The following is a 17,741-nucleotide window of genomic DNA, read 5'->3' as shown; positions in this document are numbered from 1 at the left end:
TCACAAAATCAAAAGGGCTTTTCAAGCAATCTTCTAAGGCTTGCATGAAATTAGACTCTAGCGCTATGTCATCTTCTAAAATGACGACCGGTTGGTTTAATTTGACGCATTCTTTCCACAAAAGATAATGGCTTAAATAGCACCCTAATTCAGGCAAAGTCAAACCAGCACCCACATAAGAATGATACCAATCAGATTGCAATAAACTTTGAGCGTCATAAAGCTCTTGAAGTAATTTTTCAAAATCTTCGTGTTTAGGGCTAATAGCGTCAAAGATTTGGAAAACGCAACGACCTTTAAATTTTTCATTGGATTCTAAAACGAGTTTTTCAGTATCCAAACGCCTTTGACTTTCTTTTAAAGAAATGATATAGACACCAATCACAGATCATTCTCTTTGGAACGCATTTTAATTCGCAAAAGACAAAATATATTTTTGCATTTCATTCACGATTTCTTCAATGCTTCTTTCGCCATTGATAACTTTATGCAAACATTTAGCCTTGTAGAAATTTTGGATTTCAACCAAGGGGTCTAAAAACACCCGCATGCGGTTATGAAACACCCTTTCATTATCATCAGCCCCCCTAGAGCGCCCTAAAACCCTTTCTTTAGCGGTGTTTTCACTCACTTTTACTTCAATCACGCTTTTTAAGATCACTTCATTTTGAGCGTTCAATTCCTTATCCAAAGCTTGCATTTGCTCCACGCTCCTGGGATAGCCATCAATTAAAATGATCCCTTTACTAGAGCTTTTAATCGCTGAAAGGATCGTTTCTACCACAATTTCTAAAGGCACTAATTCGCCTTGAGAAGTGAATTTCTCAATCAATAAGCCTCGCTCAGTCTTTTTAGCGCTCTCAGCCCTGAGTAAATCCCCAGTAGAAAAATGAGCGATTGTTTCGCTGTTATTCTTAGCGATAAGCTCTGCGTCAGTGGTTTTACCACTCCCTGGGGCTCCAATGATCAAAAATAGTTGTTTCATATCGTATCCTTTTAAATTATTTTCTCAAGCGAATGTGTAATTCTCTTAGTTGCTCTTCATTAATGGGGCTAGGCGCGTTCGTCAATAAGCATGAAGCTTTTTGCGTTTTAGGGAAAGCGATCACATCTCTAATACTACTAGATTTTGTCATTAGCATGATCAAGCGATCAAAGCCTATCGCAAAGCCCCCATGAGGAGGAGCGCCAAATTTTAGCGCTTCTAGTAAAAAGCCAAATTTCTTTTGCGCTTCTTCTTCATGGATATTGATTTTTTCAAAGACTTTTTTTTGCATTTCTTCTTTATGAATCCTTATGCTCCCCCCACCAAGCTCCACGCCATTAAGCACCACATCATACGCATGCGCTTCAATCTCTTCTATATCTTCGCATTCTATATTTTTAGGCATCGTAAAAGGGTGGTGCGCGGCATGATAGCCGTTTTCGGTTTTTTCAAACATGGGGAAATTGACTACCCATAAGAAATTCAAAGCGTCTTTATCAATCAAATCAAGCGTTTCAGCCACTTTCAAGCGCAAGCGCCCCATGTAATCTAATACGATTTTTTTATCCCCGGCTCCAAAAAAGACAATATCCCCAGTTTTTGCACCAGTTTTTTCTAAAATATTCTTAAGCCCCTTTTCGCTCAAAAATTTAACTAAAGGCCCTTTAATCCCATCTTCTTTAATCTGCAAATACGCCAAACCTTGAGCCCCAAATTGGCGCACAAATTCTTCTAATTCCTTTAAAACGCTGCGGCTAAAAAGCGCATCAGCCCCCTTAACGTTCAAAGCTTTGATGCGTTTGTTTTTAGGATCTTTTGCGATATTAGAAAAAATAGCGTTTGAGCTGTCCCTAAAACAATCCCCCACTTCTATTAAAGGCAATTCAAAGCGTAAATCCGGCTTATCGCTCCCGTAATTTTCCATCGCTTCCTTATAGGGCATGCGTTTAAAAGGTTTAGAAATAGTATGCCCAATCGCTTTAAAAATCTCTTGCAACAAATCTTCCACCACGCCCATCACATCATTTTCATCACAAAAACTCATTTCCGCATCAATTTGCGTGAATTCTGGCTGTCTGTCCGCCCTCAAATCTTCATCTCTAAAGCAGCGAGCGATTTGAAAATACCTATCCATTCCCCCCACCATTAAAAGCTGTTTGAACAATTGCGGGCTTTGGGGAAGTGCGAAAAATTCGCCCTCATGCACCCTGCTTGGCACTAAATAATCCCTAGCCCCCTCAGGCGTAGTTTTAGACAAAATGGGGGTTTCAATCTCTAAAAAGCCCTTTTGGGCTAGAGTGTTACGAGTGATTAAAGCCACTTCACTGCGCAATTTAAAGATTTCATAAGCATTCAAAGAGCGTAAATCCAAATAGCGGTATTTCAAGCGCAAATCTTCATTCACGCTTTTATTGCCGATTTCAATCGGTGGGGTAGCGCTTTTATTCTCAATGACTAACTCTTCTAAAACGATTTCAATTTTACCGGTTTTTAGTTTAGGGTTTTCTAAACCAGGCCCTCTTAAACGCGCTTTTCCTTTAGCCACTAGCACAAATTCGCTCCTAACCTCTAAAGCCTTTTCATAAGCCTTAGAGCTAGGATCACAGACTAGTTGCACTAAACCGCTTTTATCCCTTAAATCAATAAAAACCACGCCTCCATGGTCTCTATAAGTGTTACACCACCCGGCCACTTTGATGGTTTTACCCACATCTTTTTCACTAATTTCTGTGCAAAAATGACTTCGCATGTTTTATCCCTTTAAATTAAAACAAAAATTAAATTTATGAAAGCGTTTTTTTAAGCATTTCATGGATTTCAAGAATGTTAGATTTTACCACAAAACCATCCGCTTCTAAAGATTGGGCTAATTGGCGGTTAGAATCGCTGCTCATGGACGAATTGATAATCACAGGAAGATGTTCGGTTCTGCTATCAGCTTTAATGGTTTTTAGCACTTCAAACCCTGAAATGTTAGGCATTTCTAAATCCGTAATGACCACGCCGACTTGTTGGTAATGTTCTTTTTCATACAAATAATCTAACAATTCCCTCCCATTTGGAAAGGCTAAATAATGCAATTCTAAAGTTTGAACGATCTTTTCTAAGGTTTTAAGAGCGCTTAGAGAGTCTTCAGCGATTAAAATGAGTTTTTGGCTTTGAATGGCTTCTATGCAACGCAAAGTCAAATCATCTAAATCTTTCAAGCTAGGGAAAACATCGCTAATCATTTTCTCCACATCTAAGATCTGCACCACTCGTTCTTCATCAAAACGAGTAATAGCGCTAAGCTTACCCTCTTCATTAATGCCTTGTTTGTCCCCAGCGCTAATCTCAGTCCAATTTTTATGGATGATCCTTTCAATTTTTAAAACCTTTAGAGCGATGGAATGGTTAGAAAAATGGCACACGATCACTAAATTATGGTCATCTTTAACGCTGCATTCTGTTAAATCACGACTCGGATCATTAGCGTTATAATGCAACCACCTTTTCACATCCACTAAAGGGATAGACTCGCCCCTAACGCTAAGAAACCCAAGCATCACGCCATCGCTCCCTCCAAGAATCTCTGTAACCTCCCCATCATAATGGATAATTTCTCGGATCTTAAAAATATTCATGCCATAAAGTTGGGCGTCTTTTTCTGCATCTAATCTAAAACACAGAAATTGCGCTTCGTTGTTCAAGTGCAACGAAGTCGTTTTGTCAATATCTTTTACCACCTATTTTCCCCTAAAGCCCTATCAAAGATTAAATGTTATAATACTACCCTAATTTAGTTTAAAAGGTTTTTAATGATAAAAAGCCAAAAAGAATATTTAGAAAGAATTGAATATTTAAACACCCTATCGCACCATTATTACAACCTTGATGAGTCAATCGTAAGCGATGCGGTCTATGATGAACTTTACCAAGAATTAAAAGCTTATGAAGAAGAAAACCCTAATCGCATTCAGGCTAACTCCCCTACCCAAAAAGTGGGGGCTACTGCCACCAATGAGTTCAGTAAAAACCCCCATTTAATGCGGATGTGGAGCTTAGATGATGTGTTCAATCAAAATGAATTGCAGGCGTGGTTGCAACGCATTTTAAAAGTTTATCCTAACGCTTCATTCGTGTGTTCGCCCAAACTTGATGGGGTTTCGCTCAATCTTTTGTATCAACATGGCAAGCTAATAAGCGCGACCACTAGGGGTAATGGATTAGAAGGGGAGCTTGTTACCAACAACGCTAAACACATCGCTAATATCCCCCATTCTATCGCTTATAATGAAGAAATAGAAATCAGGGGCGAAGTGATCATTTCTAAAAAGGATTTTGACGCTTTAAACAAAGAACGCCTAGACGCTAATGAACCCCTATTCGCTAACCCTAGAAACGCCGCATCAGGGAGTTTGAGACAGCTTGATAGCGAAATCACTAAAAAGCGTAAATTGCAATTCATTCCTTGGGGCGTGGGCAAGCATTCTTTAAATTTCCTAAGCTTTAAGGAGTGTTTGGATTTTATCGTCTCGTTAGGTTTTAGCGCTATTCAATACTTAAGCCTAAATAAAAACCACCAAGAAATAGAAGAAAATTACCACACCCTGATTAGAGAAAGGGAGGGCTTTTTCGCCCTTTTAGACGGCATGGTGATCGTTGTGAATGAATTGAATATTCAAAAGGAGCTAGGCTACACGCAAAAATCCCCTAAATTCGCTTGCGCTTATAAATTCCCGGCTCTAGAAAAACACACCAAAATCATAGGAGTCATCAACCAAGTGGGGCGCAGCGGGGCAATCACGCCGGTCGCTCTCTTAGAGCCTGTAGAAATTGCTGGAGCTATGATTAATAGAGCGACCTTGCACAATTATTCTGAAATTGAAAAAAAGAATATCATGCTCAATGATAGGGTCGTTGTCATTAGAAGCGGCGATGTGATCCCTAAAATCATCAAACCTTTAGAAACTTACAGAGACGGCTCGCAACAAAAAATCATGCGCCCCAAAGTTTGCCCTATATGCTCGCATGAGCTTTTATGCGAAGAGATTTTTACTTATTGTCAAAACCTTAATTGCCCGGCAAGGTTGAAAGAAAGCTTGATTCATTTCGCTTCTAAGGACGCTTTAAACATTCAAGGCTTGGGCGATAAAGTCATAGAGCAACTTTTTGAAGAAAAACTCATTGTTAACGCTTTGGATTTGTATGCTTTAAAATTAGAAGATTTAATGCGGCTAGACAAATTCAAAATCAAAAAAGCTCAAAATCTATTAGACGCTATCCAAAAGAGCAAAAACCCTCCTTTATGGCGTTTGATCAACGCTTTAGGGATTGAGCATATTGGTAAGGGAGCGAGTAAAACGCTAGCCAAATACGGCTTAAATGTGTTAGAAAAAAGCGAAGCCGAGTTTTTAGAAATGGAAGGCTTTGGGGTGGAAATGGCGCATTCTTTAGTCAATTTTTATGCGAGTAATCAGGAATTTATCCGATCGTTATTTGATTTGTTAAACCCTAAAAGTAGCGATACGGCTGAAGAAAAGCAAAAAAGCTCTTCTGTTTTCAGTGATAAAACGATTGTTTTAACCGGCACGCTTTCTAAACCACGGCAAGAATACGCTCAAATGTTAGAAAATTTAGGGGCAAAAATTGCTTCAAGCGTGAGCGCTAAAACCGATTTTTTAATCGTTGGAGAAAACGCCGGCTCAAAACTCACTCTGGCAAAAAAACATGGCGTGAGCGTTTTGAATGAAGAAGAATTGTTAAAACGCCTTAAGGAATTGGATTAAAAATCATCGCTTATTAAAATCAAGATCCTTTACCATTTGTTTTAAGATTTTATGTTTAATACCCATTTAAATTCTAAAGAAAAATTCCAATTTTCATTCTTAATGAATTTACTCACAAAATCCTATTTTATAGTAGAATGCGAAAAATAAAGATATTTTAAGGAACAATGATGGAACACCATAAAGTGCACACAACCATTCAGGCTTTACAAGCCAAACGCAAAAAATTGCTAACCGAATTAGCCGAATTAGAAGCAGAAATAAAAGTGAGCAGCGAACGAAGGAGCAGTTTTAACATTTCGCTCTCGCCCAGTTTGTTAGCCGAAATAGAAGAGATAGAATACGAAGAAAAAACAAGTAAAGAGCGAAGAATCAATCACAACGTTTTGCTTTCGCCCAGTTTTATGGCTAAAGTGGATGAATACATGAAAGAGAAAGGTTTTCCTAATCGATCGCTTCTCTTTGAAAAAGCGTTGGAATTTTATATGTTAAAACACCCATAAACCAATAACGGACAAAAAACGAAAGGGTATTTAGGGTTTTGAGAATGGAAAATCAAAAGCTCCGTTCCTTTGGTTTTTTAAGGTTATTGATCTTTTTATTCAAAGCCTTGGCTCTGTCTATTTTTGAGAGTTTGGAGTGCTTTTTAAAATCGTTCCACTCGCTTAAATCGTATCTGTCAGTAACGCTTTTGGCTCGTTTTAACAAATATCAGTTATTTTTTAGCAATACTGCACTCAATAAAACTATCATTTGAATATAATAACATTAAATGGGATTTTAAATCATTTCTATTAAGGGGATTCTATGATTTCTAACATCAGCATACACCCAAAAACCATGTTTAAAAACGCTTTAAATATACAAGATTTTTCATTTAAAAGTCATACTAGTACAGCCATTATTGGCACAAATGGTGCTGGAAAATCAACGCTTATCAACACTATTCTAGGCATTAGATCAGACTATAATTTTAAAGCACAAAACAATAATATTCCATACCACGACAATGTTATACCACAACGCAAGCAATTGGGAGTTGTCTCTAACCTATTCAACTACCCACCTGGACTAAACGCAAACGACTTATTCAAGTTCTATCAGTTTTTTTATAAAAACTGCACTCTAGATTTGTTTGAAAAAAATCTTTTAAATAAAACCTACGAACACCTAAGCGACGGACAAAAACAGCGCTTAAAAATTGACTTAGCTCTTAGCCATCACCCACAATTAGTTATTATGGATGAACCAGAAACTAGTTTGGAGCAAAACGCTCTTATAAAGTTATCAAACCTTATTAAGCTACGCAATACCCAGCAACTTACAAGTATCATCGCCACTCATGATCCTATTGTCTTAGATAGTTGCGAATGGGTATTGCTCCTTAAGAATGGCAACATTGCCAAATATGAACCTTTAGATTCCATATTAAAATCTGTAGCTATAACTTTTGGTCTTAAAGAAAAACTGAGTGCAAAAGACTTGTTGGCATTGTTAAAGGATATTTAATGGATGCAATTTTATCTATTTTAAAACTTGAAATTAAATCTTATTTTACTAATACAAGCGCGCTATTTTGGACTTTTATCTATCCTATTTTGATGCTCTTATTGTTAGTTTTTATCTTTTCAAAAAATACTACTGAAATTTTTTACTTTAATAGCATCATAGGTCTAATGGGACTACTCATTATTTCTAGTGCAATCTTTGGTCTTACACAAGCTATAGCAAGCTCTAGATCGCATAATGTTTTCTTATTCTATGCACTATCACCAGCAACTTTCAAACAAATAACTTTTGCACTCATTGCTTCAAGATTAATCGTTGTAATCATATACGCTTTTGTCTTTATTTGCACTTCTTTTTATGCATTCAATATCATTGCTCTCCTGAATTTTAAAACACTCATTTTTGGATTTATTAGCATTTTTTCAAGCTCATTATTTTGCTTTTGTTTAGCCATTTTTGTCGCTAAAATCTTTCAAAATGAACAAAGTATCTTAGGATTTGCCAACATTATCAATCTCTACGCAGTAATGTCTTGTAATGTGTTTGTTTCTCTAGACTATCTACCTAGTATTGGTCAGTTATTTATCAAAACTTCTGTTTTTTACCAATTTAACCAACTTTTACTAAAGTCCTTTCAAGGAATTGACCCTATACTAATACTGATAACTTCAACACTTTTCATTGTTTGTGGCATTACCCTCTTTTTACTAAGCGCTAATCGCATGCTATTAATACCGAGAGAACGCATGCGTTAAACACTTAGTCCCACCATTTATCAATTGTTTAATGGCTCAAAAAAGGGATAAGCCCCAACCCCTTAAAACGCTAAACGCATTCCAATATTCCCGGTAATGTTGATCATTTTATAATCCAATCCAAACCTAGCCCCCACCCCAGCATTCGCATAAAAGCTTTTAAACAACCTCACTTCCCCGCCTGTAGTGATGCTCGCAAAAGTGTTATAAAGTTCGCCTTTTCTGTAACTCAAAGTGTTGTTACCAATAAAACGCACCAATTTATCCCCCATAGAATTAACTAATAAGTCTCTACCAAAGCCACCAATCGCATAAAAATAAGAGTTTGTGTTGAAATAATGGCGGTTCTCCAAAGCAAGATCAATCGTTAAAACGGATTTTTTAGACGGATCGGCGTTCGCTTTAAACTGGTTATAGAGTGCGTTATCCATCACTCCATCTAAACCGGTCATGCCAATATAGTAATACCTTAAACCAATTTGAGGTTTTAAGATGATGCTTTTGTTTTTAAACATGAAATCATACCCGTAATTAACTCTCGCGTTCGTCGTCCATGTGCTGTATTTATAGGACTGATTGATCATAGAAAGCAGAGTGTCGTTGGAGTTGATTTGGGTTTTATTAGCCCCCCAAGTTTCATTGACGCTAAAAGTCAGCTCGCTCTTTTTAATGAAAGCTCTCGCATACAAGCCCATGTCCACATTATTCGATCGAGAATTAGTGATGCGTTCATAAAACCCGCTATACCCATAAGCCGCATACCCTCCAACAATCACACCCTTAATGAATCTGTCATAGCCCACATTGACACCATAGAGCGTTCCTGTGCCATTTTCCACAAAGCTCACGCCCCCAACACCGGTCGCCCAAAGGTTGTTTTTCAATTTATCCCTTTGAGAGTATTTTAAAATCACATCCATCGCGTTAGGGATCGCATCGGCAAATCTTTGGTTTTTAAGACTGCTCAAGCGTTCGCTAAAATCCGTTGAGTCAAAAGAAGCGAAATTAGAAAGCTTGGCTAAACGGCTCACTTGTTGCGTGTAAGTGTTGAGCTGTAAAACATCAGTGGAGTTGTTTTTGAGATTGGAGTTAGAGAGCATTCCTAAAGCGCTGGTAATATCTTTCATTAAAGTAACAATGTGTTCAGTGGGATTGTCTTGCAAATAATAAGGGGCGAACAAGGGATTACCCCCCTTAGCCGCAAAAAGCGCATTCAGCCAATTGACAGCGTTATGGTTAGCGGATTTGATCGCATCCAAACCGGCGCTACCTTGAATGCGTTTAACATAATACTCCAAACTAGGGGCTTGAATGCTCATGGGTTTATTAGAGACGGTAACTTGAATTTTATCATAAAGGATAGATGAATACACCATTTGCCCTTGATGGTCTTTAAAGCTTACCACAAGACCCCCATCTTTAATACTGACCGGTTGGTTGTCATAGCTTAACGAATCGCCATTCAATTGCATGCGTTTGCCGTTAAAATCAATGAGGGTGTAAAGTTTGAGGTAATCGCTCAAGCTCCCCCCAAGAATCGTTTGATTATCATAGCCATAAACCATGCGATTAGCGTTAATAAGCGTATAAGCACCTTGCTTGAGTTGGGTGTTAAAGTTGATTAAGGCTTGATTGTTATAAGACATGATCGTGGAAGTGCCAGTTACATTGATAATCGTTTGATGGGTTTTATTGTTAAGATTAAAGATTAATGACCCTTCGCTGTTAAAATTCCCCCCCACATTCAAACCATTTTCATTCGTGCTAAAAGTCGCTCCTTTAAGCACATTGAAATTACCGCTAATATTAGCCCTGTAATTAGAGTTGTTATTAAAAGCGTTATTCACGATCAAATTATTCGCTTTAAAAGTAGCGTTTGACTCTAAATCCAAAGTCCCAATCGTGGTATTTTGCAAAACTTTTGAAAAATCCACTAATCCATTCGCTCTAATTGCACCTAAGAAAGCGAAATTATTCGCATTCACTTCTAGCGTTTCATTAGTTGGGGCTGTCGCGCTTGAAGAAGAATTAGTTTGAGTGGTTTTCCCTTTAGCGGTCATGCAATCTAAAACATTCACGCAAATCTGCCCTTTTTGAACGCTAATGTCATTTCGTGGCGCATTGAGCGTTAAGCCGTTGGTAGCGTTTAAAGTGTCTAATGAAATATTAGAAAAAGTTTTAGAAATCAATGAAAGCCTACCCTGATACTGCGTGAAATTAATGGTGTTTTTCCCATTAAAAATAATGGACTTGCCCGCCACAAAATTCAATTCCCCCCCTGTGGCGTTACTAAACGAGCTGTTATTCACAAACACATGGTTTTTAGCCACGAAATTAAAATTCCCTTTTTGCCAAAGATTATGTAATCCCCTAGATCCTAGTAAAGATCCTAATCCCAATTGTTTCAACTCATCTTGTAAAGATTTAGGCAGTATGGATCCCAAACCTTGATGATAAATTCCTCCAAAGCCCTTATCAGCGACGATTTTATTGATCATTTGCCCTAAAACTTGATTGCTCATGATTTTATTCACTACGCCTTCGCCTAATAAATCGTTTAACGCTTTTTCGCCTATGCTAGAAATGGTGTTAGTTAGCTCTTCGCTGGGGTTAGTGATGCTATTTAGAGCGATATTGACTAACACGCTCAAATCCTGCGGGCCGAGCCAAGAAATGAGCTTATTGATTAAGGGGGCTTGATTGATCATTTGATTTAAAATATCCCCAAAAGTCGTTTTATCTAAGAAACTCTGTAAGTCCTTGGCATCAGAGCTAGAGCCTATTTTATCTAGGGCTTGATTCAAGCCTCCAGGCACGAAATTATTAGCAAAAGAACTCAAGCTTTGCTTGCCATACCAGTTATTGATGAAATTCTCTACATTTTCAATCCCTAAAGTTTTAACGATGAATTTTTCAAACCCTGAAGAATGGGCTTGGATTTGCTCTAAGAGCATTTGATCGATTTCTTTTCTTTTTATAGGATCTAGCGCGTTTAAAAGCCCGTTTTCACCAAAAACATCGCCCACCGTTTTAGAATTTAAGATTTCCATGATTGCGTTTTTGAATGCGCTCACGCCTAAGAGGTTATTCACTTCAGTAGGGCTAAGCAATGAGCTTAAAGTCTTAGATCCAAAATCTTTAGGGATCATGTTAGCTAGATCTTTAGGGATAGCGTTATCATTCAAGCTTTCTTCATAAACAATATTAGAAAGCACATTCCCTAAACCTTTTTCTCCAAAAAGCTTTTCAATGCCACCTTGCCCTAGATAAGAAAAGATTTTATCAGTCCCTTGAGCGTCAATATTAGCTTGATTAAGCACTAAATTAGTGCCGCTTTCAAAAGACACATTCGCGCTCCCCCCACTCCCCCAAGCGTTCCCGCTGCCGATGGTTCCGGTAATGTAAATGTTTTTAGCCTTAAAATTAGCGTTAATATAGCCTAAATAAGGTGCACTAGAATTAAGCAATTGCCCTAAATTAGTCTGTCTGAACATCTGGCAAGTATTATTCCCAACCGCGCATGGATTTTTATAGCCATCGCCTCCAAACCACACCACGCTATTCGTGTTCGTTTGCCCTTCTTTGATCGCCCCTACAACGAGATTGCCTTGAGAGAAATCATAATTAGCCGTGTTGGAAAAATTATTGATAATCTTTAATAAGCTCTTCCAATTTTCTTGGTTTAAAGTGATACCATATTTTTCAAAGATACTAAAAATCGTTTCAAAGCTGTCCGGGCTATTGAGATTGAGATTGTCTAAAGCCCCTGAAGATAAAAGATTGGCTATTTTAGGCAAAAACTCCTTACCCAAGCTGGCAATAACGCTTAAATCCTGCTTAGTGATAGCCTGATTATAAATGTGTAAGGCTTGTAAGGGTTGGTTTTGCGCGTTATAAGTCCCGGGTGTTTCATTGTTTTGATTAAAGCCTTTGATATTGCTCGTTAAATAATAAGTGCCAACCTTATCGCTTGTGTAATTATAGGAATTAGAGCTTTCATCATAAGGGTTTTTTTGGTAATCATACAAGCTAGGAGCGAGATTAAACATTGCATTATTGGAAACGCCGTTTTGAGAGATCTGCACTTTTAAGCGGTTGTTATGCAAGGTTTCTGTAATCGTTTCAGTCGTATTGAGCGGGTTAGCGAATCTCCACGAATGAATGCCGTTATTAAACGAGTAATCAGCCTTGTCAATCTGTATGCCATAAAAACGGATCTTCTCATAGCCGTTATTCCCCATTAAGCCGCTAATATTTTGGGCTTGCAACACATCATAAACGGAAGCTTTTTTATCCCCCCCAAATAGATTCATATAAGACAGATTCAAAATCCCTTTAGATCCAAAACTAAAATTCCCTTTTGCATTAATCGCTAGGTTGTTACCGCTATTGCCTAAAAGGTTTAGAGCGCCATTTAAAAGAACGCTTTGAAAATTCAGGGTGCTGTTGTTTTGTAAATCAAACAAGGCGTTAGAATTAAAGGTCGCTAATTTAGTGAAAGAAATTTGAGAATTATTGGCATAAAAACTCACAGGGGCGTTAAAAACGCTATTACCATTAAAGTTCAACAAGCTTGAGCCGTTGAGGTTGAAATTCGTTTCCCCCTCTACGCTAAGAGCGTTAAAGCTCGCTTGAGAACTTTCAGCCAAATTCATCGTAGAGTTATTTTCAAAAGTGGAAGCACCTTGGAAATTGATATGGATATTTTTAGCCCTTAAATTGAGCGTCGCTTGATTGAAATTCGTATTCCCTTTGAAATTAATCAGGCGTGCAGAGTTGCCAAAATCAGGCGTTTTGCCAAATAGCGGAATGCCATAAAAAGTTACATTAGCGTTATTGAAATTCGCTTGATTGAAGCTGACTTGAGCGTTAGGGTTCAAGTTCAAATAAGACACCCCGTTAAAAGCGGTTGTGCCGTTAAAATTCGCCACGCTATTGTTGTAAAAAGAAAGGCTTGAAGCGTTTTCTAAAGTCGTTTGGGTTTGGCTACCCCCAATATTGATAGCCGCATTGGGTTTGACTGAAAGCCTGGAATGATTGAAAGTTACATTCCCATTCAATGAAGACTGATTCACATTTTTAGACACATCAATCACCATTTGAGTGTTATTGAAAATAATGTTATTAGCTTTCAAATCATAGCGAATGCCCCCTCCTAAAATGGAATTAGTGAAAATCAAATCCGTATTCGCAACCATGTTCACATACGACGAACCGCTTTCAGTCGCCCCGTTAATATTGGTCCAGCCGCTAAAAGTGGTGTTTTCAAAAGCGATACGCCCTGAATTGAACCTAAAGCCTCCCCATGTGAAATCCCTAAAGTTGGAGTTTTTAATCTCCATAGAAAGCCTGGAATTAAAATTCGCCCATGAATGCTGGCTCGCGCTGGTTTGTAAGCCCATAGCCACGGTTTGGAAATTCATATAATTCAACCCGTCAGCGCTCAAGGTTTCATCAGCGTTAAAATTAATCGTCGCCCCACCGCCGGCGTTAGGATTACCCACATTAAAGTTATTGGTTAAAAAGATATTAGTCGCGTTAAAATTGCCATGCAAATACAACAAATTATTCTTACCAAACCAGATAGACCCTCCATTGTCATTAGCCTTTTCTTGAGCACTCCCTAAAAGCAAAGTCCCCACCACCGTAGCCCCAAAATTCAGCGACCACGCAAAAGCGCTAGAGCCGATAAGGTTTTGATTTTTATAGGGTGCGATATAGCACACCCCAACGCACACCGGGGTTTTTCCAGGTACAAAATCAAATTGCTTCCTTACCTGATTCCAAATATCCTTAGAATCAGCGTCTGTGTGGAAAGGCGAAGAGTTGAGCGTAAGGTATCTATAAGTGATAGATCCAGAATTAAAAGTCTCTTCAAAAACAAATTTTTGGCCGTTGCTTTGGGTGAATTGCACAAAATAAGTGTTTTTCTCCGTTCTTAATAAAGTCCCTCTCTCGCCACCATAATGGATTAAATCCCACAAATTTTTTGAAAAAGCATTGTCCGCCAAAATTTCATTATTATATTTAATGTTATTCCCGCTTAAAAGCGTGTAGGTGGTGTTGTCAGTCAAATCCCTTTCAATATTAAAAATACTATTATTTTCAATAGCGATTGATCCTTGAAGACGGCTGAAAGGATCGCTGTTAATGAGCGTGTTTGTGCCTTTAAAGGTGGTGTTTTTAGTGTCATTAAACGAATAGCTACCGCCATTAAACGAGTTGTTGTTAAAAATTAGGTTTTGAACTTTTGCGTTGATGTTATAGGAATTGAAAGTGTTGTTTTCTAGGGTTAAAGAATTTCCGGCGCTGTTTTCACCCCCCTTATAAATCAAGGTGCCGTTATCGCTAAAATTAACATTCTTAATCACGGCATTCCCGTTAGCGCTAGCGTTATCCACGCCAAAATTCCCCCCTCCATTCACAGACCCCCCATTAAAAGTAATGTTATTGGCCTTAAGGTTAAAGCCTCCATGCGGGGTTTGGTTGCTAAAATTTGCGTTTGTTACATTCAAGTTGCCATTATTAACAATGAAATTCATCCATGAATCTTGCAAACCGGCTTTATCGTTATTCAAGTTAGCGTTAGCGATATTCAAACGCTTTTCAGCGTTAAACACTAAAGTCGCGCCCCCACCGGTTTTGGCTCCATTACCAGAGCGAATGGTGCCGGTAATATCAATTTGACTCGCTTTAAAAACGCCTTGAATATAGCCCACTAGCCCCCATTCAGCCCCTGAAGTTTTCCCAAAACTCACCACGCTATTAGAAGTGGGATTCGCCCCATCAAGGAAAGGGGTGGTTTGGTTGAACACTAAAACGCTGTTAGCGCCGCTGTAATCTTGCGTGAAAACGCCTGTGCCAGCGATCTTCCAAGTCGTCATGCCATTGAGATAGAACACGGTGTTACTGGCGTTGTTACTGACATTTTTGAGATTAAACGCATCATTATGGATATTCACGCAATGCGTATAACCTAGAGTACATAAACGAGTGAGCGTGATCCCATTATTAAAATTTTCTTTGATGTAGTAAGTCAAGCCGTTATCAGTGAAATGGACATTATAAATTTTAGTGCTGCTTGGCGCGGATTGATCCTTATTTACTAGCGTGCCGCTAGGGTTTTCCCCACTCGTCCAGCGCAACATTTGATACAAAGCGTTATCGTTATTTTTATAATCCACGCTTTTAGCGTTAAGCAATTGATAAGTCGTGCCTACGCTTAGGCTGCTCAAAAGCCCTTGCATGTTGAAAACAACGCCCTTATTGAAAGTAAAAGTTGTTTGAGCACCATTTATTTTAAATTGGTTATTCACATTGAAAGTGTCATTAGTGAAACTGACTTTAGGGGTATTATTGAAATTAAACACGCCCCCATTGAACGAGTTATGATTAAAATTCACTTGCTTGGCGTTAAAATTAAACGATCCGCCATTAAATTTGTCTTCATTAAAGGTGTTATTTGTGCCATCAAAAGTGTAAGAAGCGTCGCTTAAAACGGATTTTTCAATGGTGGTCTTGCCTTGAAATTTGAAATTCCCGGCTAAAAAGTTCGTGTTTTTAAAATGGTAAGAATTTTCAGCGCCTTGAAATTTGTAATAAGCCTTGTTGAAATTCACGCTATCAAAAACGCCATTACCGGTAAAATCATACCCCCCACCCGTCCAATCGTAAAAATCAGACTGAGAAACATTGATCTTACCGCTCCCAGAGCCATTCCCTGAAGCGATAAAAGTCATGTAAGAGTTTTGTGAAGTGGTTTTTAAGTTTTTAAAGGTGGCTCCAGCGATATTAATTTCAGTCGCGCCCACAAAATTCAAAGTCGCTCCCCCACCGGTTTGAGCGCCATTCCCAGACATCATGTTACCGGTGATATAAACCCTATCGGCTGTGAAAGTGCCAGTGATATAGCCCGTTTTCCCCCAATTAACCCCTTGATACCCTCCAAAACGCACCGTGCTGTTAGATTTAGGGATACTGCCATTAGCCCAAGGAGTCGTAGCGTTAAAGACTAAAGCGCTGTTTTTCCCGCCATAGGTTTGAGCAAATCTCGCATTAGTGTAATTCCAAGTGTTCAAGCCGTTAAGATAAAAAATCGTATCAGCCCTATCATCGTTAATATTTTTTAAATTAAAGACATTGTCATGGATATTCACGCTATTGGTGTAGTAAATATTGTTCGCGCCATAATAAACGGATTGCAAAACAATGGAATCAGGGCTAAAAATTTGTCTGAAATGATAGAGCGTGCCGCCTAAATTGTAGGTTACATAGTAAGTGTGGGTGTCGTTATTAGAAGTGGCGTTTTTGCTGTTGTCTTTTGTGGCTTGCGTGTTTTTAAGTCTGATGATATTCCATAAATTACCCACATCATTATAAGCGATAGAGCCATTTTTCATGCTAAAGAGCGTGTAAGCACTCCCTATACTAGGCGTGTAATTTTGAATATTAAAAATCGCATTAGGATTAATAGTAACTTTACCGGTCATATTGACAAAGGGTGAAGTGGGGTTATTGATCGTGGTTGTGCCTTGAAAATTAACATGAGCATCAGATCTATTAAAAACGAACCAACCCCCATTAAAGGTCAAGTTATTAAAGGTAATATTACTTGCATTAAGAATGTAGGCATTCCCTATAGTATTAGCGTTGCCATTAGGCATGCTCCCTAGAGTGCTGTTATTAAAAGTAACGCTATTAGCGTTAAGATTGAGTTTGTAATGATTGATATTAGAGTTAGTGAAAGTGATGCTCCCCCCAATACCATTCCCACCCTTATAAGTGAGCGCACCGTTATTATTGAAAGTTACTCCGCTAATGGTGGTTGTGCCATTGCTATCCACATTATCAAAGCCAAAATTCCCGCCATTGACGATCCCACCATTATAAGTGATCTTTCGCCCCATAGCATTAAAGCCCCCATTAGGGGTTTGGTTGCCAAAATCCGTGTTTGTCAAATTCACGCTATGATTGGAAATCAAATTGATCCAAGAAGTTTGTGTCCCGGCTCTGTTATTTTGAAAATAAGCCCCATTAGCGCTTAATTCGTTTGAGCTTTCAAAAACCAGTATCGCACCCCCACCAGTTTTCCATTCATTGCCTGAGCCAACAGCCCCTGTGATAAAAATGTCTCTAGCCTTAAAAACCCCTGTAATAAAACCGATGTAGCCCTTTTCCCCAAACCATACAGAAGAATGATTAGGCGTTGCGGAAGCGTTTTTTGTCCCTATGTATAACTGACTATTGTTATAATTTTGTGTAAAACTCCTATTCCCCCCAGCCCAAGTGCGTAAAGGGCTAATATAGTAGGATTTATTGTTATTATTTTCATTCACGCTGTTGAGCCAATACACCGAACTATTATAATCTTCAGCGCTCAAAGCTGAAACAAACCCTAGCCCTAAGAAGATTTTTTTGTTAAAGGATAGAGAAGAATTTGAATGCGTTTTTAAGGAGTAAATTGTCAAAGGCGAGTTTTTGATTGTATATTTTTTAGCGATTTTCTTTTTAACGCCCTTAAACGAGCGGTTTTTACTAAAGCGTTCATTCTTTAAATCTATTTTGCCATTTCTATAAGTCATATTTTGAACCCTTTCATGTGATCATACTCGTTGTTATATTTTTTGATGCTATCCATTATACAATTTAATTAAAAACGGCACAATCTCCTTATATCATAAGGATCTTATCTTATTGATAACGACCACCAATAGGCTATTTTTT

Annotated in this window: 10 protein-coding genes; 5 read left to right on the top strand and 5 right to left on the bottom strand. The window is 38.3% G+C overall.

Going from position 1 to position 17,741, the window contains the following annotated elements; genetic code table 11:
- The 4 genes from EWZ81_RS00750 to EWZ81_RS00735 form a co-directional block, all read right to left on the bottom strand.
- Positions 1 to 385, bottom strand: a 385-nt coding sequence (locus EWZ81_RS00750) for a glycosyltransferase family 25 protein (RefSeq protein WP_165548654.1), incomplete at its 3' end; no start/stop codon positions are given.
- Between the two features lie 24 nt (positions 386 to 409).
- On the bottom strand, positions 410 to 985 hold the full coding sequence (locus EWZ81_RS00745; RefSeq protein WP_165548652.1) for an adenylate kinase: 576 nt from the start codon (positions 983 to 985) through the stop codon (positions 410 to 412).
- A gap of 16 nt (positions 986 to 1,001) precedes the next feature.
- Positions 1,002 to 2,735, bottom strand: coding sequence for an aspartate--tRNA ligase (gene aspS / locus EWZ81_RS00740; RefSeq protein WP_165548650.1), 1,734 nt, complete (start codon positions 2,733 to 2,735; stop codon positions 1,002 to 1,004).
- A gap of 34 nt (positions 2,736 to 2,769) precedes the next feature.
- The gene (locus EWZ81_RS00735; RefSeq protein WP_165548648.1) at positions 2,770 to 3,711 is read right to left on the bottom strand and encodes a chemotaxis protein CheW; all 942 of its coding nucleotides are present in this window, start codon (positions 3,709 to 3,711) and stop codon (positions 2,770 to 2,772) included.
- 72 nt (positions 3,712 to 3,783) lie between these two features.
- On the opposite strand from EWZ81_RS00735, the gene ligA reads away from it, so the two are divergent.
- The 5 genes from ligA (at position 3,784) to EWZ81_RS00710 (ending at position 8,018) form a co-directional block, all read left to right on the top strand.
- The gene (gene ligA / locus EWZ81_RS00730; RefSeq protein ID WP_165548646.1) at positions 3,784 to 5,754 is read left to right on the top strand and encodes an NAD-dependent DNA ligase LigA; all 1,971 of its coding nucleotides are present in this window, start codon (positions 3,784 to 3,786) and stop codon (positions 5,752 to 5,754) included.
- A 170-nt stretch (positions 5,755 to 5,924) separates the two neighbouring features.
- On the top strand, positions 5,925 to 6,257 hold the full coding sequence (locus tag EWZ81_RS00725) for a hypothetical protein (RefSeq protein ID WP_165548644.1): 333 nt from the start codon (positions 5,925 to 5,927) through the stop codon (positions 6,255 to 6,257).
- Between the two features lie 44 nt (positions 6,258 to 6,301).
- Positions 6,302 to 6,511, top strand: a complete 210-nt coding sequence (locus tag EWZ81_RS08380; RefSeq protein WP_231630374.1) for a hypothetical protein — start codon at positions 6,302 to 6,304, stop codon at positions 6,509 to 6,511.
- A gap of 50 nt (positions 6,512 to 6,561) precedes the next feature.
- A complete protein-coding gene (locus tag EWZ81_RS00715; protein ID WP_165548638.1) occupies positions 6,562 to 7,263 on the top strand; it encodes an ATP-binding cassette domain-containing protein in 702 nt (233 codons plus the stop codon).
- A complete protein-coding gene (locus EWZ81_RS00710) occupies positions 7,263 to 8,018 on the top strand; it encodes an ABC transporter permease (RefSeq protein ID WP_165548636.1) in 756 nt (251 codons plus the stop codon). Before EWZ81_RS00715 ends, EWZ81_RS00710 begins: the two co-directional genes overlap by 1 nt.
- 62 nt (positions 8,019 to 8,080) lie before the next feature.
- Here EWZ81_RS00710 and EWZ81_RS00705 read toward each other — a convergent pair whose 3' ends face one another.
- Complete coding sequence (locus tag EWZ81_RS00705; protein ID WP_165548634.1) at positions 8,081 to 17,599, bottom strand: vacuolating cytotoxin domain-containing protein; 9,519 nt, start codon at positions 17,597 to 17,599, stop codon at positions 8,081 to 8,083.
- Positions 17,600 to 17,741 lie beyond the last annotated feature (142 nt).

This window comes from Helicobacter pylori, from assembly GCF_011140715.1.
Classification (GTDB): domain Bacteria; phylum Campylobacterota; class Campylobacteria; order Campylobacterales; family Helicobacteraceae; genus Helicobacter; species Helicobacter pylori_DA.
This window is presented reverse-complemented; position numbering and strand designations above follow the sequence as displayed.